Below are 22,031 nucleotides of genomic sequence, written 5' to 3'. Positions count from 1 at the left end.
TGAAATGGGCAGAATTTAAAAAAGAGCTTCCACGCGGAAATAGATCGGCGCTTCGCGCTCGGTCAGGGCGGCCGGACGTTCCAGGGAGTGGGCAAAGGTCACGCTGGCGCTCAGGTGCTCGCCGCGGGCGAACAGCTCCACCGAGTTACTCGACATGCGCCCGCTCGGTTCCTGGTTGTAGTGATTGCCGCGTATCACGCCCTGGTCATAACCGAGGCTGGTGCCGTACTCGGCGAACACCGGACGCAGCCACTCCAGGGTCACCGGACGACTCCAGCGCAGGTCGTTGCGCCAGTAGCCACCGCTGTCGCCGGCCAACGATTGGTCCTTGTAGCCACGAATCGAGGACTCCCCGCCCAGACTCATGCGCTGCGGCCCGAACAGCGCATCCTCGCTGCGCTGGCCGGTCATCAGGCTGCTGAAGCTGAAGGACTCGCCCCATAGCTGGAAGGGTTGCAGGTAGCTGAGGGTGGCGGTGTATTTGCGGTAGCGCGCATTCGGCAGTCCGCGGCCCGGGTCATGGTCGCCCTGGGCATCGAAGGCGCCGATGCCTTGCTGCATGCCCAGGTCGAGGTTGACGAAGGCACTGCCGATCCGGCGACCATGGTTGATGCCAAATTGCGCCTCGCTGATGCGATTGCTGCTGTCGCTGAGTTTGCTGTCTTCGATGAAGTTGTTGCTGCGCAGGTAGGCCAGGCCGGTGTTGAGGGAGGTCTTGCTCATGGCATCGCGATGGATGACGCGCTCGACCCGCAACTGATGGTTCTGGCTGTCGCCGCTCTGCTTGAAGTTGAAACCGTTGGCCGCGATCTGCGAGCGGTACTCGCTCTGGCTGTAGGTGTAGCTGACGTTCCACCAACCAAACGGCAGGTTGTAATAGAGCATGGCGTTGCGGGAGGTGTGCTGGTGATCGCTCATGGCGTCATGACCGCCGCGCAACATCAATTGATCGGCCAGGCCCAGTGGACTGTCCCACTCGAAGCGGGTGCCCCACTGCTGCTCGCCGGTGCTGCGCTGGCCGTCGTTGCTCCGGGACAGCCCGGCGCGCCAGGGCTTTTGCGGAGTATTCTTGACCAGCACTTCACTGCCGCCGACGTTCTGGCCGGGGGTCAGTTCCATCTGCGCCTGGTTCGATGGCAAGCGATTGAGCTGGTCGACCATCTGCTCGATTTCCCGCAGGTTGACCAGATCGCCGGTCTTACCGGGAAACGCCATGGCCAGTTCACGCTCCGACAGTTGGCTGTTCTCGGCACCTTTCAAGCCTTCGAGCCGGCCCTCGACCACCAGCACCTGCAGGTGACCAGCGGACAGGTCCTGCTGCGGCAAGTAGGCACGGCTGGTGACCAGGCCTTTCTCGATGTAGTGGTCAGTGATGACCTTGAGCAGTTCATTGAGCTGGGGCACGCCCAGGCATTGGCCGATGTAGGGCTTGAGCAGCCGCTCGCGCTCACGGGCCGAAAGGCTGTCGGCGCCCTTGAGTTCGATGGTCTTGATGGGGAAGCAACGGGTATCGACTGGCGCGGCCGGCCGGGTCGGTTTCGCCTCCTGGCCGGGCAGGTCCTTGAGCTCTTCCAGACGCCGGCGCTGCTCTTCGAGCAAACGGTTCTGGCGCTCGCGGATCAGGTCGGTTTCACCGGGGGTGGGGGCGGCGTGAGCCAGGGTAAGCGGAGACAGGCACAGCAAAGCCAGGCACAACCTCGCCCAAAGGGCGGGTGAGAACATGTTCGATCCCTCGATACGGAAATGACAGCACGCTCGCGAGCTGACCGAAGACGAGTCTCCAGTGCTGTTTTCGAAGGTGCCAGTCGATCCAGGCCGTCTCGAAACCGCTCACGCTGCTGATACGCAAAACCACGCGCATACCAGACTGTGCATATCGCTTTCGGTTCAAGGGGGAGGGATTTTTCTGTTAAAAAAAGAGACGTGTCTCACAAGACGCGTCGAAAACCTAGACAGTAGAGGAGCCCAAAGAAGGGCTGCCGGGCAGTCCAGCGGGAGCAAGCTCCCTCGCCACGGAGTTGTCTGCCTGTCCCAGAGAGAGAGCGATCAGGCATCACCGAACCTGTGGGAGCTAAGCTTGCTCGCGATGGCGTCTGTACATTCAATAGAGATGTTGACCGACACCCCGTCATCGCGAGCAAGCTCGGCTCCCACAAGGGATCCAGGGGCGACACATGGATTTTCGTTCACAACAGATCGCTGTGGGAGCTGAGCTTGCTCGCGATGGCGCCGGTACATCCAACAGAGATGTGACCGACACCCCGTCATCGCGAGCAAGCTCGGCTCCCACAAGGGATCCAGGGCGACACACGGATTTTCGTTCACAACAGATCGCTGTGGGAGCTGAGCTTGCTCGCGATGGCACCGGTACATTCAACAGAGATGTGACTGACACACCGTCATCGCGAGCAAGCTCGGCCCCCACAAGGGATCCAGGGCGACACACGGATTTTCGTTCACAACAGATCGCTGTGGGAGCTGAGCTTGCTCGCGATGGCGCCGGTACATTCAACAGAGATGTGACTGACACACCGTCATCGCGAGCAGGCTCGCTCCCACAAGGGATCCAGGGCGACACACGGATTTTCGTTCACAACAGATCGCTGTGGGAGCTGAGCTTGCTCGCGATGGCACCGGTACATTCAATAGAGATGTTGACCGACACACCGTTATCGCGAGCAGGCTCGCTCCCACAAGGGATCCAGGGCGACACACGGATTTTCGTTCACAACAGATCGCTGTGGGAGCTGAGCTTGCTCGCGATGGCGCCGGTACATTCAACAGAGATGTGACTGACACACCGTCATCGCGAGCAAGCTCGGCTCCCACAAGGGATCCAGGGCGACACACGGATTTTCGTTCACAACAGATCGCTGTGGGAGCTGAGCTTGCTCGCGATGGCACCGGTACATTCAACAGAGATGTTGACTGACACACCGTCATCGCGAGCAGGCTCGCTCCCACAAGGGATCCAGGGCGACACACGGATTTTCGTTCACAACAGATCGCTGTGGGAGCTGAGCTTGCTCGCGATTGCGCCGGTACATTCAACAGAGATGTGACTGACACACCGTCATCGCGAGCAGGCTCGCTCCCACAAGGGATCCAGGGCGACACACGGATTTTCGTTCACAACAGATCGCTGTGGGAGCTGAGCTTGCTCGCGATGGCACCGGTACATTCAATAGAGATGTTGATTGACACACCGTCATCGCGAGCAGGTTCGCTCCCACAAGGGATCCAGGTCGACACACGGATTTTCGTTCACAACAGATCGCTGTGGGAGCTGAGCTTGCTCGCGATGGCACCGGTACATTCAATAGAGATGTTGACTGACACCCCGTCATCGCGAGCAGGCTCGCACAGGGAATTTCGGCTGGTCTGTACCAGGGAAAGGTCATGACGAGAAATCGCATGAACTTTTCTTCACCCTGCCCACGGCCGTTCTTCGGTAAAGTCCCCTCGCTCATTCAAGAAACTAAGGTTTTAGCCCGCTCTCCCGCGGGCTTTTTTTTGTCCGGGATTCAGGCGCAGGACTGAGCGTCACCCAACTCAGGCAGGCCTTTCGTACTCTGCAACGAAGCCTTGGTCAATACAGGCTGCTCCAGGGCCGCTCGGCCATAGAAGGCCAACGCCATCAACCAACAAGTCAACCATACGAAGATTCCGGCCCAAAAGGTGTGGGACATGTAGTGCCATCCCTGTAGGACTCGCGTTGTGCCATAGACAAAGCCCAAGGCCAGCGCTCCGTACATCAGCGCTTTCGAGTGACGCCAGCGGTAGCGGCGTGCGACGAAGTACAGCGCCAGCATGGTAAAGCCACCGGAAGCATGACCGCCGGGCCAGCAACGGCCGTCGCCGGCGACTTTCAGCAGTTTGAAGTTCTGATACCACTCTTTGTGTTCGATCTTGCCGGCGTACTGAGTGGTTTCCACCGGGCAATACACGCTGGTGTGGCCCTTGAGGTAATGAATGACCCCGGTACTGAGAGAGAATGCGAAGACGATATAGAGGAAATCACGACGGTGCTTGTGGGCAAAACGCAGCGGCTTGCTCAGCCTGAGCTTGTCCAACAGGCGAAGGAGCCCAGGACGTTTTTCCGGCTTGAACAGGGGCCAGAAAAACGACAACAGCGTACCGATAATGGCCGCCTCACCGGTCCAGTTCGGAATGATCCTGGCCCACTTGTGGGTGATTTTCTCGAACCAGTACACATGCTCCAACGGAAACACCTGGTGCACCGGGTCGTAGAAGAAATCGCTGATGGCGATGTCGATACGGGTCATGTCGAACAGTAGAAACACTACTGCGGCACAGAGCAGGGGAATTCCGAAATTGGCCGCGTAGAAACGGGCGCGAGCAGACGTCAGCATGGGCTGTCCTAATCGTGGGAAAATTTACTTAAACGTCACCGAGCGCCAGTCAGACGCTTCGATAAAACCGAGCAACCGAGGCGCTTGTGGCTCGGCGGTGGAAACAAACAGCGACGCACCGTAGCCAAACGTCGAAGACGGTCGCTTGAGCGAGGTTTCCAATGCCTGCATGCATTCGCTATGGGTCACCAGGATCAGGTTGTGCCCGGCCACCTTGTGGGCCAGGGCATTGCGCAACAAATCATGTCGGCAATTGATCAACCAATCGTCGCCAGCGCTCACCTTGTTGAACATGTACCCCGCCGTCTGGGCTGTGCGGATGGACGGACTGTTGTAGATGTCGGTGTTCTCCAGGCCCAATTGCTCGAACCGGGCGCCAAGACCTACCGCGACGGCACGGGCCCGGTCAGTGATGCCAGCAGGATCATTCAGGCACGCAGCCTTGGAGTGATCGCAGCGCTCGACATGGCGCACCAGCACGATCATTTCCCCCTTGGCCCAGCCTTCGGCCAACGTCCGGGCACCGGCGACATTGCCATGGGCCAGGTCCGGCAACGCCGACGGGCTCAGCAACCAGAAGGTCAATGGAATCACCAGCAGCGCGGAAGCCAGTACGACTATGGCGTTTCGGTAGCGGGCAAACCGGCTTGTCTCGATCGAGCGCCTCAAGCCGAAAAAACTCAGTCTCAGTTCCACATCAAGCCGCCCCGACGGCATCCACCCCTGTCATTCAATGGCGTGACAGTAGAGACGGCGGCGTAGGCAAGCAGTGAAATGGATGTGAAAAAAAGCTTGGCACACGCGCCTGAAGATCACTGAACAGATGGGAGCCGGGGAAAAATCTTTCAGATATCGAACCAGCGGCCGATACAGGCCTGTTATCTATTTCGCTGGCTTAACAACAACAATCTTCCAGCCAACCGACGATCAAGCAGCACTACGTTCCTGGAGGAATTTGATGAATAGCTGGTTTGGCAACATTAGTGTCAATATGAAATTGGGCCTGGGCTTCGGCCTGGTGCTGCTCCTGACCTGCATCCTGGCCGTGACCGGCTGGAGCAGCCTTGGCGGGCTGATCGACCGCAGCAACTGGATGAGTGACATCACCCAGCTCAACGCCGGGCTGACCAAACTTCGGGTCACTCGCTTGCAATACATGCTGACCAACGGCGACGAGACGGCCGCACAGAATGTGCAGACCACCCTCGATGGTTTCGTGGCGCAACAGAACGCGCTGCTGAGCAGCTTCAAGAGCCCGGAAAACGTCAAGCGACTCAAGGAACAGAGCGCAACCATCAGCGCCTATCAGGCGTCCCTGAACAAAATGCGCAACGCCTACCGCACCGGCAACACGGCCCGCGAAGCCATGGGCGCCAACGCTGAAACTGCCTATAAACTGATCGAAGTGATCGGCGCCGATGTGGCGCAAATGGCCCCGAGCGATGAACGCTTCGAACAGTTCCAGGCAATCACCCAGGCGAAGCAGGCGTTCATGCTGGCCCGTTATGAAGTCCGTGGCTATACAGCCAACAGCAATGCCGATACGGAGCGGAAAGCCGTCGGCCAACTGGACGCCGCCATCGCTTCGCTCAAACCGCTGAATCTGCACTTCGCCAGCACTCGTCAAGATGAGCTGCGCCAGCTGGAAAACGCCCTGACCCAATATCGCAGTGCCTTGCAGGCCTTCAAGTCGGCCACTGCCGACGCCGTGCAGGCGCGCAAGGAAATGACCGAGCAGGGCGCGACCATCGTCAACTTGAGCGAACAGCTGTATCAGATCCAGCTCGACCGCCGCGACGCCGAAAGCGCCCAGGCCCGCACGCTGCAACTGATCAGTACGTTGCTCGCCTTGCTGGTGGGCATCATTGCCGCCGTGGTCATCACGCGACAGATTACCCGGCCGCTGAGCGAAACCCTGACCGTGGTCGAACGCATTGCCAACGGCGATCTGTCCCATAACATCATCGTCACCCGCCGCGATGAACTGGGCGTGCTGCAGCAGGGCATCGCTCGCATGGGTGTGACGTTGCGCGATCTCATCAGCGGCATCCGCGATGGCGTGACCCAGATCGCCAGCGCCGCTGAAGAACTGTCCGCCGTCACCGAGCAGACCAGCGCCGGGGTCAACAGCCAGAAAGTCGAGACCGATCAGGTCGCGACCGCCATGCACGAAATGACTGCCACCGTGCAGGAAGTGGCCCGCAACGCCGAAGAAGCCTCCCATGCAGCGGCCGCAGCGGATGGCGAAGCCCGCGCCGGCGACCAGGTGGTCAGCGAAGCCATCGCTCAGATCGAACGCCTCGCCAGCGAAGTGGTACGTTCCACCGACGCCATGACCGTGTTGCAACAGGAAAGTGACAAGATCGGCAGCGTCATGGATGTGATCAAGGCGGTGGCCGAACAGACCAACCTGCTGGCCCTCAACGCAGCGATCGAAGCGGCGCGCGCGGGTGAAGCCGGTCGCGGTTTTGCGGTCGTCGCCGACGAAGTCCGGGGCCTGGCCCAACGCACGCAGAAATCCACCGAGGAAATCGAAGGCCTGGTGGCCGGCCTGCAAAATGGCACCCAGCAGGTGGCGGCCGTGATGAACAACAGCCGCAGCCTCACCGACAGCAGCGTGGCCTTGACCCGCAAGGCTGGGGTGTCGCTGGAGAACATCACCCGCACGGTGTCGAATATCCAGTCGATGAACCAGCAGATCGCCGCAGCCGCGGAACAGCAAAGCGCCGTGGCCGAGGAAATCAGCCGCAGCATCATCAACGTGCGCGACGTATCCGAACAGACCGCCGCCGCCAGCGAAGAAACCGCTGCCTCCAGCGTTGAACTGGCGCGACTGGGCAATCAGTTGCAGATGATGGTCAGCCACTTCCGGGTTTGATCATGAAAAACGCCCGTTTCCGGTGGGAGACGGGCGTTCTTGTGAGGCATGACTCAAGCGTTCCAGGGGTTAAAAATTTCAATTCCTGAGAATTCGAAATCTCTGGTATTTCGAGTTGCAACCAGCGCCCCCCTCTCGACCGTCCCTGCGGTCAACCAACCCGCACAACGCATCGACATTTCGTACATATCTTCCCTTTCAGTCCTACCCTCTTTTTCTGCACGCTCCTGTACGGTTCTCCCCTGGATAAGCACCTTCAGTGCGAACAGGAGATGGACCACACATGGACGCAAGCAACGACTCGCTGTTGCACAGGCTCGTCGCCTTCCCCAACGGCGAGGACACCGTAAAAGCCAGCTTCAGAACCGCCATGCAGCGCATGGGCTTGAAGTCGGTCTTCGACATCGTGCGCAGGGGCAAGGCGCCGTTCGCCGTTGAACTCGCCAAGTATTGCGACGTGGATGCCGGACAGGTCTATGACAACGCTGCCAGCTATGCCAGGCAAATCAGCCGCCTGTACCAGGAACATCGCGTCTCGTCCGGGAAGGATGCCCAGCGACGTGTCCGACGCAGCCTGGGTTCGGACTCGACGTCAGCGTCCGCCGGTTATCAGGCACTCTTTGAAGAAAACTGGGATCAGTTCTGCAACGAAGGCGATATCGGCGCAATCGATTCGCCCGTGGCGTATCTGCGGGCCCTGTATCTGTTTGCCAGGCAACTGGAGCAGCTACCGGCGCCCGCACTCCCTGCCAGGATCACCCTGGAGGAGCGGCGCCCAGACCTCAAGAAGCTGACCCTCGATCAACAGAGTGCCTTCGCTACGCGTCCGATGCTCGGCCTCATCAATGACACCCTGCGCAGCAACATCGAGGCGTACCTGGAAGATGAAGGCAAGGGCAGGACAGTCCAGCAGGCGCTGGCCAGCGAGCGCTATCCCTTTTCGCTGCCCTACAACCTGCACCATCACCAGTGTCTGCTCGGGTTGGGAGCAGGCAAGCCCGCACTGGGCGAGCTGAACTATCGGATCAGCCTGCAACTGCCGTTTTCACGGGGCCACTCAACCTACGGGAGCCTAACGACGTCCCACCTCGACGCGCAAATACTGCTGTCCGGACTCAGTCCGGAACAACAGAACCTGCTGCTCGCGCCCATTGCGTCGATCTCCAAGTCAGACCCACTGAAGAAGAGCTACGGTACCCGAAACATAACGAACCTGGGCCAGCTGGAGTTTTTCAAGGAGCGCACCGGGCTGACGACGCAGCAGGTGGAACAACTGCTGGCGCAAGGCAGCTACAGCCCTCGGTCCTCAATCAATAGCCCAGACGCCAGGCAGACCGGCTATGGCGCCAGCTACATCAACGGGCCGGAACAGACTTCCGTCCTGAGTATTGCAACCCAAGGGGAAATGCGGGTCTTCACCCACCACTCCCATGAGCGTTTCGACCGTATCCAGCGAATGATCCGCCTGCATCGCTGGACCGCTATCCCCGTTGCCGAACTGGATACGCTGATCGTCAATGCCCAGCGTTCCGAAGGGACTGACGCGCTCAACGCCAACACGTTGCGCACACTTGGCGTCTATCGCTACCTGAATCAACGCCATGGCATTGCTCCTGAAGAGTTTGCCTCTTTGCTGCACGACATGCCGGTTGATGCTTGCGGCGACCGCATACCCTTGTTCGATCAAGTGTTCAATCGCACCCGACTGGTTGAAAACCCTGTGTGGCAGCTCCCCCTGAGCCCAATGACCGCCACGGACCGGCAGACCCTCAGCTACCTGAGCGCTGGTCTCGGACTTCCCATAACCCAGGATTCGCTGCTGTTGCTTGTGCGACAGAGCGAGAAATACCTGGGCTCGCCGAAACACGACTTGCCCACAGTCTCTTCTCTCTACCGCCAGGCCCGTATCGCCCGGATGCTGGGCCTGTCGCCTCTCGAATGCACCGAGCTGGCCCGGTTATTGGGAGGGGACGACTTCTGCAAGGCACTGGTAACCGGACGATTGCAAACCTCGGAATCCGCAGGGGCGGACATTCTCGACGTGTTGATGGCACTGGATTGGGCCGTCGGCTGGCTCAGGCAAAACGAGCTTGATGTACTGCAGTGGTGTCGCCTGTTCGATGAACCGGAAACGAGCTTGTCGCTCAATCAGAATCTGGAAACACGCCTGGCGAAACTGCAAGCGGACGCCAACCACGACCCACAGCATCTGATTGAAACCCTGCTGCATGACGTTGCCGACCTTGGCACCGAATACGTCCCTTGCGTCATGCAGCTGGCTGGCACCGATGCGCTGGCGGTCGTCGCCGCCATCAAGGCCGCCCCGGGCATCATGCCCCCTGTGCTGGCAACAGTACTTCGCGCCGCCGAGGCTTGCCAGCGTCTGCACTTGGGCAGCAGCACGCTGAAAGCCTTGATGGAGAACCCGACATGGCTGGCCTCGAACACCTCCAAAACCCTCACACCCCATACGCTGTATCTGCTCGAGCGCTTCAGTCATTGCGCCCGTCATCAGGCGCAGTCGGAAGAGAACCTGCTGCACTACCTGCAAGTGGCCAATCAGGATGGGCGGCACTCGGAAAAAGAGATCAATAACCTGCTGGCCAACCTCCTGAACTGGAGCACCGAGGACGTGAGTCGTCTGACGGCGCAGTTGGAGCCAGCACAGGCGAACTCAATGGAAGCGGTGGATTGGATCATGCGCTGCCAGGCGTGCTGCGTCAGCACAGCATTGCCGGCAGACCTGTTGCTCCAGGCAACCTCACTGAAAACCCAAAGTCCCGTATCGGACTGGAAAAACGTTGGCGCAGCACTGATCGCGGCCTGCCATTGACCGGCGCCCCGCTTCAACATTCAAGGATTGAACATGACCGTTGCCATTAAGAAGCAGCTCGATGAAAGCCTGCGCGATGCGCTGCTGGCGCTTTACCTGAACAAGGTCGCGCCTGATCGGGACAGGATGAAACCCTACAAGATCAAGACCGCCCGGGACCTCTACGAATATTGGCTGCTCGACGTACTGGTCAGCCAGGACGTGCCTACCACGCCCGTGGCCTGCGCCATTGCCAGCCTGCAGCAGTACATCAACCGCATCCTGATGCACCTGGAGCCCGGTTACGACCCCGCCAATATCACCGCCGAGCTTCGACAGGCGTGGCGCGACGAGATGCATCAATACCCTACCTGGGCAGCCCATCAGAAGCTGCTCTATTTCCCTGCGACGTATCTCGATCCGGCCCTGAGAACCCAAAAAAGCGACAACTTCCGGCAGCTGGAAAACACCCTCGGCCAGAACCAGATTCAACCCGACGCCGTTCAATCGGCGATCATGGCTTACCTGGCGCGCTTCGAAGAAGTCGCCAACCTGAATATCCTCAATGGCTACATCGACGGCGAAGACTTCGCCAACAGCACGTACTATTTCATTGCCAAGTCCCGCACCGAAAACAGTTACTTCTGGCGTTCGCTGGACATGGCCCAGCGCCCGCTCGACGGCGCGCCGCCACAACCGCCGGCCACTGCGTCCAAACAGGACCAGCCGGATCCGTACGCCTGGTCGGACTGGAAAAAAGCCGACGTGCCCATCCCCGAGCATGCGGCCGAACACTCGGTGCGGCCGGTCTGGTTCAACAATCGCCTGTTCGTCATCTGGGCCGAATGCATCCATCAGGATCCCTCGGCCTCAAGCAGTGCCCCTTCGCAGGACAACACAACACTACCGGGCAAGCATCACCCGCTGTTGCGCCTGAGCTATTGCTTCAGGAAACAGGATGGCAGTTGGAGTACACCGCGGGTTGCCCTGCAAGGCTATTGCGAGGACAAAACGCTGGGCAGCAAGAACCTCGTGGTGATCAATACATTGATCAGAACAGTGGCCGTGCATCTGCGCCGGGGTTCGCGCGACTCACTGTTCCTAGCCTTATATGGTTATCAATCCCAGGCAACGTCGGGCATCGCCACCGGTAACAGCCCCGCCTTCAGCAAGACGATGTGTATCGACAAGCACCTCAGCCTTGAACCGGGTCGCTCAACGGACGCTGCCGCCGAGAAGGAACTGCTGAGTGCCGCCGTCCAGCGCATCCAAGCCACAACCTCCGTAGACCTCGCACTGGCAGAAGCTTCCCTGCCCGGCAACATGGCCCCCACCCTGTCGGATTTCGAAAGCGCCTACCGTGATCGCATCAATCTCCGCTACACCAGGCACGACTCCACGCTCACCTTGCACCTGGAGGCAAACATTGGCATTACCAGCGCAGGGGACATGAGATACCTGCCGCGCAACATCATGCGCTTGAGGATTGAGACCGCCTTCAGTCGTGAACCTCACCTCCAGATGGATCTGGTGTTTCCTGCCCAAAGCCTGCCGCAGACTCCTTACATGAGGCTTCATAAGGGGTCGAGTTTTAAGCTCTCCAAATCCCCGGCCTCCCTCGACCGAAGCTTCACGTTGTCCTTCACACACACGACTGACGCACTGAGAAACAATGAACGTGCGCCCAATATCACGCTATCCAGCCAGACCAGCCTTGAAGGAAAATTCATTTCCACGCAGGCCGTCAGACACCTGATCAAGGCCAGCCGGCTCGGCAATAGAAGCGCCGCCGCCACCGAATCGGAAACCATTACCCTGAAGGCAGAGCACGCCGATCCTTTTGACGTGGAACACGTCATCGTTCTCTGCGATGAACCGTTGGATAAGCAGTATGTCGTCTTCCGGCCACCATCTGCCTCATTAGACCGGCCGCTGACCTACGAAGACCTGACCGTCGTGGCCGAGTCCATTCCCGCCGAGCATCTGGCGCCGTCCTTTGATTTCCAATGGCCCGACACCGACCCCGGTGACGACGGCACCCTCCTTATTCTCGGGGTGGCGTTCGTCCACCCCTTCGAGCCGACAAGAAAGCTCTACTCCGTCCTCAGGGCCATTACGCTGAAATATCTGGTGAAAAACCAGCTACCGCCAGAGATTACCCAGGTCACGACACCCGGCTTGGGAACCACCCAATTCATCGATTTCACCCAGTCCACGATCAAAAACAGCGACGCTTCCAACCAACCTCGCTCGCCAATCAGATTGAACACCGTATTCGCCGCCGAACTGATCCGTCGCACCGAGAACAGCCTGGATGAACTGTTCGACTGGACGACCCAGCACCTGCCGGAACCCTCGATCCCCGGCGACTCGGCCAACGCGATGGATTTTCACGGTGCCTATGGCCGTTACTTCACCGAACTGTTCCTCCATGTGCCATGGCTGGTCGCCCATCGCTTGAATGTCGAGCATCAGTACGAGGAAGCCGAACGCTGGCTGCGCTACACCTTCGATCCGGGTCGCAACAGGGAGGAGTGCTGGAGGAGCGTGCCCCTGGTCGATAACAGTGTGCCGTCGTACGCCAATCAGGCGCCCCATGATCCGTACCAGATTGCCCTCAGTCATCCCGTGCACTTCTGCAAGGCGCTGTACTTCCTGTACCTGGACATCCTGATCAACCGAGGGGATGCCGCGTACCGTGCAATGACGCCTGACGGTCTCAGCGAGGCAAAGCTCTGGTACGTGCGGGTGCTCGATCTGCTGGGCCCACGCCCGGTCGTTCGACTGGCGGCCCCTTGGACGGCGGTCAGCCTGCAGACGTTGGTCGACACCCCCGATGACGGCCTGCGCACCTTTGAATACTCGGTGACCCGCTTGACCGACGACCGCGCACTGGTCCTTCACGAAGGCAGCTCGCGCTCGACCCTGCCGGCTATCGATAGCCCGTACCTGCATCTGCCATTCAATCCGCAGTTGCTCAAGTGCTGGGACATGGCCGAAAGTCGCCTGCATAACCTGCGGCATAACCTCGACATCGCCGGCAAGCCGCTGCATCTGCCGGTCATCGCGGCGCCGCTGGACCCTCGCGCCCTCCTCGGCACCAATGCCCTGAGCCTCTCGAGCAGCTCCTCGACAGGCCTGCCGAGCGTCGCCATTCCCCACTATCGCTTCACCGTCATGCACAACCACGCCCAGAACGCCGTGGAAAGCCTCAGCCAGTTCGGCACCCTGCTGCTGTCGCTGATCGAGCGCAAGGAACAGACCCAGTTGCAGGAGTTGCAACAACAGCAAGCCTGGGATCTGGCAAAAATCTCTCTGGACTTGCAGCGCCAGGCCTTGAACATCGACCGTCAGAACCGCCAGGCGCTGCTGGCCAGCCAGGCCATTGTTCAAAACCGCAGCACCCATTACAAAAAACTGCTGGACGATGACCTGAGTGACACCGAAACAAAGGCCAGTTACTTCTACGTGGCCAGCGGCACCTTGGAAGCCGGCGCAATGGCCTGCCAAATCGCGGCGGCGGGGCTGATGATGGCGCCGAACATGGCTGGACTCTGCATTGGCGGCAGTCGTTGGGAAGGCCCGGCGCTCGCAGCCTCCGCCGCCGCCCACAGCGCCGCGATCATCAGCCGTACGGTAGCGGCCCAACTCGACCGTCAGGCCATATTCGATCGCCGTCGGGATGAATGGCATCACGCCTACGATCAATCACAACTCGAACTGGCCCAGATCGACGCACAACTGGCGCATTTCGCCGAGCAGGAGACCGCCACCCGCCAGCAATTGCGCCTGGCCGAAGCGACCCTGGGCCAGACCAAGGCCAACTACGACTTCCTCGGCAAGCGCTTCACCAAAACGCAACTGTACCAATGGCTCAACAGCCAGTTGGCCACAGTCTATCGCCAGGCCTACGACGCGACACTGAGCCTGTGCCTGGCCGCTGAAGCCGGTTGGCAATATGAGACCGCCGACTTCAACAGCCGCTTCATTCAACCGGGGGCATGGCATACCACCTATCGAGGGCTCGGCGCGGGCGAGTTGCTGAAGCTGAACCTGCTGAACATGCACGCCGGATACCTGCAACGTCACGAGCGGGAGCTGGAGATCCACAAGACGATATCGCTGCGACAGTTGAAGGGTAAAACCACCTCCAGCCTCAATAAAGAATGGTCGCAGATGCATACCGAACTGAAGAAAGGAGGATGTGAGTTCGAGCTGACCCATCAGTTATTCGAAGACGATTACAAGGGCCAGCAACACTACCTGCGGCGCATCAAGACCATCAGCGTGACCTTGCCGGCCGTCGTCGGCCCTTATGAAAACATTCGGGCCACGCTGACCCAGACCGCCAGCACGGTGTTCCTGTCGCCAGGTGATCGAGGCAAGGCCATGGAAAGCCGCCGCGCCAACCAGCAGATCGCCCTTTCGACAGGGATCGACGACAACGGATTGTTTACCCTGAGCTTCAACGATGAACGCTACCTGCCCTTCGAATACACCGGCGCCATTTCCAAATGGCAGCTGACCTTCCCGAACCCCGAGGCGCAAAAAGACCTGCTTGAATCGCTGACCGACATCATCGTGCACGTGAGCTATACGGCCCGGGTCGGCGGAGGTGTGCAATGAGTGAACAATCCCCGTTGCCGGTCACCGCGCCGTCACTGCCCAAGGGCGGTGGCGCCATTCAAAGCATCGGCAAAGGATGGAACCCCGTCGGCGCCCACGGTACGGCCTCCTATGAAATTGCCTTGCCCATTTCACCGGGGCGCGGCTTTGCGCCGCCCTTGTCCCTGAACTATGTCAGCTCGCTCGGCAACGGTGTGTTCGGCATCGGCTGGGGGCTGTCATTACCCAGCGTGGCGCGACGTACCAGCAAAGGTGTACCGGCCTTTACCGAAGATGACGAAATCGTCGGCCCCACCGGAGTGATATGGCTACCCGAGCGTGATTCGCAAGACGTCACCGTCTCGACCCGCATCGACCATTACAACGATCTGGACCTGGGCACGGCCTACACCGTCACCCGGCACTTTCCCAGAACCGAAAGCCGCTTCGACCGCATTGAACATTGGTCCTCGCAAGGTGATGAAGCAGGCTTCTGGCTGGTGCACGGTGCCGACGGCAGCCTTCACCTGTTTGGAAAAGACCCGGCATCGCGTCGGGCCGATCCCCAGGATACGAGCCGTGTCGGCGAATGGCTGCTGGAGGAGAGCCTGAACGCCCACGGCGAACACATTCTTTACCGATACCAGTCAGACGCCACCGCTCAGCGCTATTTGAGCCAGGTCAGCTATGGCAACTTCAAGGCCGACGCGCATCTCTACTCATGGACTGCGGATCGGCTGGCGGCTGTGCAATGGCACTTCGAGCTGGTGTTCGACTACGGCGAGCGGACGACTGCCTACACCGAAAAACCGCTGTATGAAGGCCGGCAGTGGCACGTCCGTAGCGATCCATTTTCCAGCTTCGCCTACGGTTTTGAATTACGCACCGAACGACTGTGCCGCCAGGTCCTGATGTTTCACCGTTTCCCCGATGAACTGGACGCGGGCCCCGTCCTGGTGCGGCGCCTGCTGCTTGATTATCGTCAGACGCCGTTGGGCTACCAGCACTTGAGCGCCGCCCACGACCAGGCGTTCGGCGAAGGTGAAGCGGTCGAACGCCGCCCTCCCGTCGAGCTCAGCTACAGCGCCTTCACGCTCGCGCCTGAGCCCCTCGCCTGGCGGCGTTTCCCGGACATGCCGGGGCTCAACGACGGTCACACCTATCAACTGGTGGATTTGTACGGTGAAGGCCTGCCGGGCGTGCTCCATCGAAACGAAAAAGGCTGGCATTACCGCGAACCCGTGCGCGCCAAGGCCAAAGGCAATGAAGTGGCCTACGCGCCGTGGCGAACGCTCCCCAACATCCCGGTAGCCGACACGGCAACATCGGTGCAACAGGCATTGAGCGATCTCACGGGGGACGGTCGTCTGGACTGGCTCGTCGCCCGACCGCAAGTGAGCGGTTTCTTCTCTCTCGACGCCGATCGAAGCTGGTCGGACTTCGCCACGTTCGATGCGTTTGCTCCAGAGTTTTTCAGTCCTCAAGGACAGTTGGCCGATCTGATGGGCGACGGGCTCGGTGATCTGGCATTGATCGGCCCGCGCAGCGTTCGCCTGTACGCCAATCAACGAACGTACGGTTTTTCGCCGCCATTCGAGGTCCCCCGAGAGGAGCATGAAGACGCCCTGCCCCTATTTACCGGCTCTCCCGGCGAACTGGTGGCTTTCAGCGATGTACTGGGCAGCGGCCAGCAGCATCTGGTGCGCATTCGTCATGACGAAGTGAAGTGCTGGCCAAATCTCGGACGCGGGCGTTTCGGCCAGGGCAGGACGCTGGACTTCCCCGGGGTTGCCTACGAAAGCTTCGACGCCTCGCATATTCGCCTGGCGGACCTGGATGGTTCCGGCGCCGTCGACCTGATCTACCTGCAAGCGGATCAGGCACTGATCTTCATGAACCGCTGCGGCCAGAGTTTCGCTCCCGCCGTTGCGCTGCCCTGGCCGGGAGAGCTGCGCTACGATCCGTTGTGCCAAGTGAGCGTCGCTGACCTGCACGGGCTCGGCTGTTCCAGCCTGATCCTGAGCTCGCCGTACATGAGGTCGCAACATTGGCACTACGACTTCGTCAGCGCCAAACCGTATCTGCTCACCGGCACCAACAACAACATGGGAGCCGACCATCGCATCGACTACCGCAGCTCGGCGCAGGAATGGCTGGATGAAAAACTGGAGAGAGCAGCAGCCGGCAAGCCCCTCACCTGTCGCCTGCCCTTGGCCCTGCACCTGGTATGCCGTCAAACCCAACGGGATGAAACGACCGGCAATCAACTGACCCAGGAGCTCTCCTATCGCCTGGGTTATTACGACGGCATCGAGCGGGAATTTCGGGGTTTCGGTCTGCTGTTGCAAACCGACACTGAAACAAGCCCAGGCGATACCGACGCAAAGAGTTTCACGGCAACGTGCCTGAAAAAAAACTGGTTTCACACCGGGCGAAAAACGGATCCGCCACGCAACGGCTATAGCCGCGCAGACAAAGAAGCCGTGGCGCTGGGCAAGACACTGCTTTGCCAATCCCCGCCTGAATCGCAGAACGACCGGATCATCGCCTCGCCAGACGCAGCGACCACTCGGGAAATGGCCCGCGCCTTGTCGGGTCGCTTGCTGCGAAGCGAGGTCTTCGGCATCGATAGGCACCTGAAAACCACTTGTTTGTACTCGGTCCAGGAAAACCGCTATGGGCTCCGTCTACTGCAAGCACCCGACAGCGTTCGGCGCCATGCCCGAATGCTGCCGCTGCTGCTGGAGACCATCACCTACCAGTACGAAGGCATTACCGATGACCCGCAATGCCAGCACACCTTGAACCTGCAACACGATCTGTACGGCGCACGGACCCGCACTGTGGACATCCATTACGCCCGCCGAAAAACCGCCAGCGATACACCGCCGTTCAGCGACGCCGACCAGCAGCAGTGGTGGCGCGATGCTCATGATCCGGCGCAGCAGCTTTACCACCTAAGCGAAACCCACGCCGAGTTCATCCATCTGCAAGCCCCTCAACAATGGCGATTGGGCCTGCCTTATCGCCAGCGCACCCAGGCATGGCAATGCCCCAAGCCCCCTGAAGACGGGGGGCTGGCGCCACAGGACCTGTCTTTTGAAACACTCAACGAACGGCTAAAGCAGACCGCCTGGAAAACCCAAGCCGTGCTGACCGGCCTCTCCGTGCAGCGCTACAAAGACGCGTCGAGCGGGGCAACCCTGCCCGATGGCGTCGCGGATCTGCAGGCCCTGGCCGATCACCTGGAACGCGCCGAGCTGGATGAAACAGCGTTGGACGTCTTTCGGTTACTGCCAGAGGACAACCGCCCCAAAGAAAAAGAGCTGGAACAAATGGGTTATCACCCAATGACCGATTTTCTTCCCGCGCCGCAACCGGCGAGAAAGCTCTGGTCAGTCAAAAGCGGCTTCGCGACCTACGCTCCGCTGGAAGGCTTCTACAAAGTCAACGCCGTACAGCCGAGCCAAAGCCACGGAGTCTCCGAAATCGGCTACGACAAGTACGCCTGTTTCGTCACCACCTTCAAACTTCCCGATGGCTGTACCACCCAGGCCACTTACGACTATCGCTCGCTCCAGCCCCTGCGCATCGTCGATCCCAACGGTAACGTACAGGAAGGCCTGTTCGATGCTTTCGGCCAGGTACTGGCCACGTCCTTTTATGGTGACGAACACAACACCCGCGTGGGCTTCAAACCGCTCGCGCAGTTCAAACAGCCTTCGTTCAAGCGTCTGGCAGAAGTGGTCAGCCAGGCAAAGAACGCTGTGCAGGGTGCAGCGGCGGCCAGCTATTACGCGCCCTTCAGTTGGATGGGTAACGTATCGGAGGCAGCATTGGCGGACACCGACTGGCGGACCCGTTGCGTGGCCAAGGGTGATCTGCTTCCCAGCGGGCATATCTGCGCGTCGGCCCGCACCAGGCTGTCGGCTCTTCCAGCGCTTTCGGTCGATGAGCTGAAGCTGAAAGACGAACTCAAGGCCTCGACACGTGAACCTGTGCAGGTGGCGACCCTGGTCGCCGATCGTTATCCCGACGATGAGCAGCAACAAATCCGCGTCGCCATCACCAGTTTCGATGGCTTTGGTCGAGCGTTGCAAAGCAAGCAGCGCGTCGAGTCGGGCATGGCCTATGTCGTCGATGCCGAGGGCGACCTGGTACTGACGGATGGAAGACCAAAAGAGCAGATCGCCACGGTCCGCTGGCGTGTCAGCGAGCGGGTGGAATACAACAGCAAGGGACTGGCAATCCGCATCTATCGTCCCTATTTTGCCGATCGGCACTGCCACATCAACGATGTGTCCCTGCGCCAGTCCGGGCATTTCGACCAGCAGTTCTACGACCCTCTCGGACGCCCCGCCCACACGCTACTCGCCAGGCAAAATGGCCTCTGCTACATGCGTCGTCACACGCGCCATCCCTGGTACACCGTGGATGAAGACGAGAACGACACGCTACAGGAGGTCATGTCGACCACCAGGGGTGAAGCATGAGCGCCCGTCTTCACCACAGGACCCCCACGATCCGCGTCATCGACAACCGTGGCCTGCCCGTGCGACAGGTGGCTTATTACCGACGCAACACGGACGAGCAAAGCCAGGCGCGCATTACCCGATACCGCAACGACGAGGCCGGACGACGGGTGGAGCAATGGGACGCCCGGCTGTTCATCAACGCCCCCGCGCCCAACTTGCGAACCGTCCACAGCCTGTCCGGCAAGACCTTGCTGGTGGACAGCGTCGACGCCGGGTGGCGCTTGAGCCTGCCGGGCGATGCCGGGCAGTTACTGCACAGTTGGGATCAACGGGGAAATCATTGGCGGACGACCTTCGACAGCCAATTGCGGCCGACCGTCCTGCGCGAGCAAACGCCAGGACAGAATCCGCGCACGGTCGAGTGCCTGCGCTACGGGGACAGTTCGCCGACGTCCGCCGCGCACAACCTGTGCGGTGCCCTGGTTCGTCACGATGACAGCGCGGGGACCCTGCTGACCCATGGCTATGCGCTCTGCGCCACACCTCTGCGCCAGACAAGGCATATGCGGGCCGACGCTGGACCAGCCGACTGGCCAACGGAGGAAAAGGACCGTGACCTGCTGCTGGAAAAAGGCGACGGCCATACCACGAGCTGGCGCTACGACGCACTCGCGCAGATCATCCAGCAGTCCGATGCTGCCCAGCACCAACGGCGGTACGCGTTCGACCTCGCAGGCCAACTCCGCTCCGTGAGCCTGAAGACCAGAGACGCCGCCATCGAACAAACCATCGTCAGCCACCTCACCTACAACGCGTTCGGCCAGTTCGAAACCCAGACAGCCGGCAACGGCGTCATGAGTCGCGCCGTATTCGACCCTGCCAATGGGCGCCTGACCGCCCTTCGCGTGTCGCTGTCCGCCAGGATCTTGCAGGACCTGCGCTACAGCTACGACCCGGTGGGTAACGTGACGCATGTCGAAGACAAGGCCCAACCGGCGCGGTTCGGCAGTAACCAGCGGGTCGAAGCCATCAGCGCATTCGCCTACGACAGTCTCTATCAACTGACAAGCGCGACCGGGCGTGAAACGGCAGGCCTGGCGCCTACGACCCTTAATCTACCGGTCGACGCCAATCAGTTGTTCAACTACACCGAGCACTACGAATACGATGCCGGCGGCAACCTGACCGAACTGCGCCATGTTCGCGACCGCAACAACTACACCCGGACATTGAACGTCAGCGCCACGAGCAATCGCCTTCTGTCGTGGAACACGGGCCACTCGGCGGCCGATGTCAGGGTGGACGTCGATGCCCATGGCAACCAGCAGGCGCTGTCACCGGGTCAGGCACTGGCCTGGAACACCCGCAACCAACTCGACAGCGTGGTGCTGGTCCAGCGCGATAACGCGCCCAATGACGTTGAACGCTATCACTACGACAACACCGGCCAACGGGTGCGCAAGGTCCGGACAACCCACACCGCGGCAATCACCCACACCCGTGAAGTCCGCTATCTGCCAGGGCTGGAAATCCACAGCCGCCATAACGAACGCCTGGAAGTCATCACCCTGCAAGCCGGTCGCTTCAACGTGCGTTATCTGCACTGGACCGAAGGCCGACCGTCCGGTATCGCCGCCAACCAGATGCGCTACAACCTTGGCGACCACCTGGGCTCCAATTCACTGGAGCTCGACGACCGGGGCGACCTGATCAGCCAGGAAAGCTACCTGCCCTATGGTGGTACCGCTTGGCTGGCATCCCGTTCGGCCGTGGAAGCCGACTACCGGACCCTCCGCTACTCCGGCAAGGAGCGTGATGCCAGCGGGCTGTACTACTACGGCCACCGGTACTACGCGCCGTGGTTGCAACGCTGGATCAGCCCCGACCCGGCGGGGGCGGTGGATGGGTTGAACCTGTATTGCATGGTGGGGAACAATCCGCTCAGGTTTGTCGATCATCAGGGTTGGCTGAAGGATGACGTGGTCGAATCGGTGAAACGCGATGGTCATGCCCGTTCCGTGACAATGATGCAGGATCCACTGTCAAGGAGAGCTGCCAGGGTTGACCGAGATGACTCCGCTCCGGGACTCGCCCTCAGCCCCACCCCTAGCTTCAGCAAGACGAAGCGCAAGGACTTGGTTGTCCACTCGTATGGTGTGGTCAAGGATCGCACGAAAGGTAAATACAAGAGCCTCTACGAGTCCTACAACCTCACCGGCCCCAAATCCGGTCCGACGGGATACCGTGGAGTAGACAGCAGCTACGAAGGCAGCGCGAAAAGCGAAAGTTTCTACCTGAACTTCGGCAGCTACAGGATCGGCAATAGCAGCGAATACCTGGCAGACCTGGCCGAACGATACAGCGCGACGAAAAACGACCCGGTTCATAAACTCGAACTGGATCCTGAGATGCTCAAGCGCGAGCCAACGCTGAGTCGAACCATCGATACCATGTCCGAGCTTCAGCAACACACCCAGCATCTCATTGCGACGCATATCGAGGAATCCAACGCAATCATTCCTGTGCGCGCCGGGGGACCGGGGGCTCATGGCGAAGTCCGGGTGTTGAACACCGTCGTCGCGCTCTACCCGGGCCAAGCTGAAAGGATGCTTTCGGATACGTACCTGTTTACCGAAAAATTGACCGGTGTGACCGAGCCGGAAGCTTTCATTGCCTGTTTCAATTGCAGCGGCATCATTCCCGAGAGCGTCAATATCGAGACGGGGCGCCACCCCAGGAATTATCAGGCGTACAACGCGCATATCCTTGCTATTACTCGACCTTAGCCCGTGGGCTGATCAGCACTCCCGGCACTCGCATTGGTAAACACCAAGCGATTCCCAAACGGATCGACCGTCGCCATGTCCTGGCTACCTAGGGCATGGCGT

8 protein-coding genes and 1 pseudogene are annotated in these 22,031 nt (G+C 60.1%); 6 read left to right on the top strand and 3 right to left on the bottom strand.

Annotation, left to right across the window (positions count from 1 at the left end; translation table 11 throughout):
* Positions 1 to 15 precede the first annotated feature (15 nt).
* The 3 genes from AD665_RS26020 to pmrG all read right to left on the bottom strand — a co-directional run bounded on the left by AD665_RS26020 (position 16) and on the right by pmrG (position 5,069).
* Entirely contained in the window at positions 16 to 1,722 is a 1,707-nt protein-coding gene (locus tag AD665_RS26020) for a ShlB/FhaC/HecB family hemolysin secretion/activation protein (RefSeq protein ID WP_053194352.1), read from the bottom strand.
* Positions 1,723 to 3,524: 1,802 nt separating this feature from the next.
* Positions 3,525 to 4,373 (bottom strand): phosphatase PAP2 family protein, encoded by an 849-nt coding sequence (locus AD665_RS26015; protein ID WP_053194351.1) that lies wholly within the window; start codon positions 4,371 to 4,373, stop codon positions 3,525 to 3,527.
* 24 nt (positions 4,374 to 4,397) lie between these two features.
* Positions 4,398 to 5,069, bottom strand: a complete 672-nt coding sequence (pmrG, locus tag AD665_RS26010) for a lipopolysaccharide core heptose(II)-phosphate phosphatase PmrG (protein WP_414860474.1) — start codon at positions 5,067 to 5,069, stop codon at positions 4,398 to 4,400.
* 127 nt (positions 5,070 to 5,196) lie between these two features.
* On the opposite strand from pmrG, the pseudogene AD665_RS28290 reads away from it, so the two are divergent.
* The 6 genes and pseudogenes from AD665_RS28290 to AD665_RS25980 form a co-directional block, all read left to right on the top strand.
* A pseudogene (locus AD665_RS28290) lies at positions 5,197 to 6,345 on the top strand (methyl-accepting chemotaxis protein); the annotation flags it as partial.
* Between the two features lie 42 nt (positions 6,346 to 6,387).
* On the top strand, positions 6,388 to 7,251 hold the full coding sequence (locus tag AD665_RS28285) for a methyl-accepting chemotaxis protein (RefSeq protein ID WP_406822820.1): 864 nt from the start codon (positions 6,388 to 6,390) through the stop codon (positions 7,249 to 7,251).
* A 283-nt stretch (positions 7,252 to 7,534) separates the two neighbouring features.
* Entirely contained in the window at positions 7,535 to 10,084 is a 2,550-nt protein-coding gene (locus AD665_RS25995; protein WP_053194348.1) for a Tc toxin subunit A, read from the top strand.
* Positions 10,085 to 10,117: 33 nt separating this feature from the next.
* Positions 10,118 to 14,689 (top strand): Tc toxin subunit A-related protein, encoded by a 4,572-nt coding sequence (locus AD665_RS25990; RefSeq protein ID WP_053194347.1) that lies wholly within the window; start codon positions 10,118 to 10,120, stop codon positions 14,687 to 14,689.
* Positions 14,686 to 19,161 (top strand): SpvB/TcaC N-terminal domain-containing protein, encoded by a 4,476-nt coding sequence (locus AD665_RS25985; RefSeq protein WP_053194346.1) that lies wholly within the window; start codon positions 14,686 to 14,688, stop codon positions 19,159 to 19,161. The genes AD665_RS25990 and AD665_RS25985 overlap by 4 nt, the downstream gene beginning before the upstream one ends.
* On the top strand, positions 19,158 to 21,929 hold the full coding sequence (locus AD665_RS25980; RefSeq protein ID WP_024781098.1) for an RHS repeat-associated core domain-containing protein: 2,772 nt from the start codon (positions 19,158 to 19,160) through the stop codon (positions 21,927 to 21,929). The genes AD665_RS25985 and AD665_RS25980 overlap by 4 nt, the downstream gene beginning before the upstream one ends.
* Positions 21,930 to 22,031: the final 102 nt, after the last annotated feature.

The organism is Pseudomonas corrugata (assembly GCF_001269905.1).
Lineage (GTDB): Bacteria > Pseudomonadota > Gammaproteobacteria > Pseudomonadales > Pseudomonadaceae > Aquipseudomonas > Aquipseudomonas corrugata.
The sequence above is the reverse complement of the archived record's forward strand: the minus strand, read 5'-3'. Positions and strand labels throughout refer to the sequence as shown.

Excerpts from the sequence above, each read along its gene's own strand:
- AD665_RS26020 (WP_053194352.1), bottom strand. The coding sequence starts at position 1,722 with ATGTTCTCACCCGCCCTTTGGGCGAGGTTGTGCCTGGCTTTGCTGTGC.
- AD665_RS26015 (WP_053194351.1), bottom strand. The coding sequence starts at position 4,373 with ATGCTGACGTCTGCTCGCGCCCGTTTCTACGCGGCCAATTTCGGAATT.
- AD665_RS28285 (WP_406822820.1), top strand. The coding sequence starts at position 6,388 with ATGGGTGTGACGTTGCGCGATCTCATCAGCGGCATCCGCGATGGCGTG.
- AD665_RS25995 (WP_053194348.1), top strand. The coding sequence starts at position 7,535 with ATGGACGCAAGCAACGACTCGCTGTTGCACAGGCTCGTCGCCTTCCCC.
- AD665_RS25990 (WP_053194347.1), top strand. The coding sequence starts at position 10,118 with ATGACCGTTGCCATTAAGAAGCAGCTCGATGAAAGCCTGCGCGATGCG.
- AD665_RS25985 (WP_053194346.1), top strand. The coding sequence starts at position 14,686 with ATGAGTGAACAATCCCCGTTGCCGGTCACCGCGCCGTCACTGCCCAAG.
- AD665_RS25980 (WP_024781098.1), top strand. The coding sequence starts at position 19,158 with ATGAGCGCCCGTCTTCACCACAGGACCCCCACGATCCGCGTCATCGAC.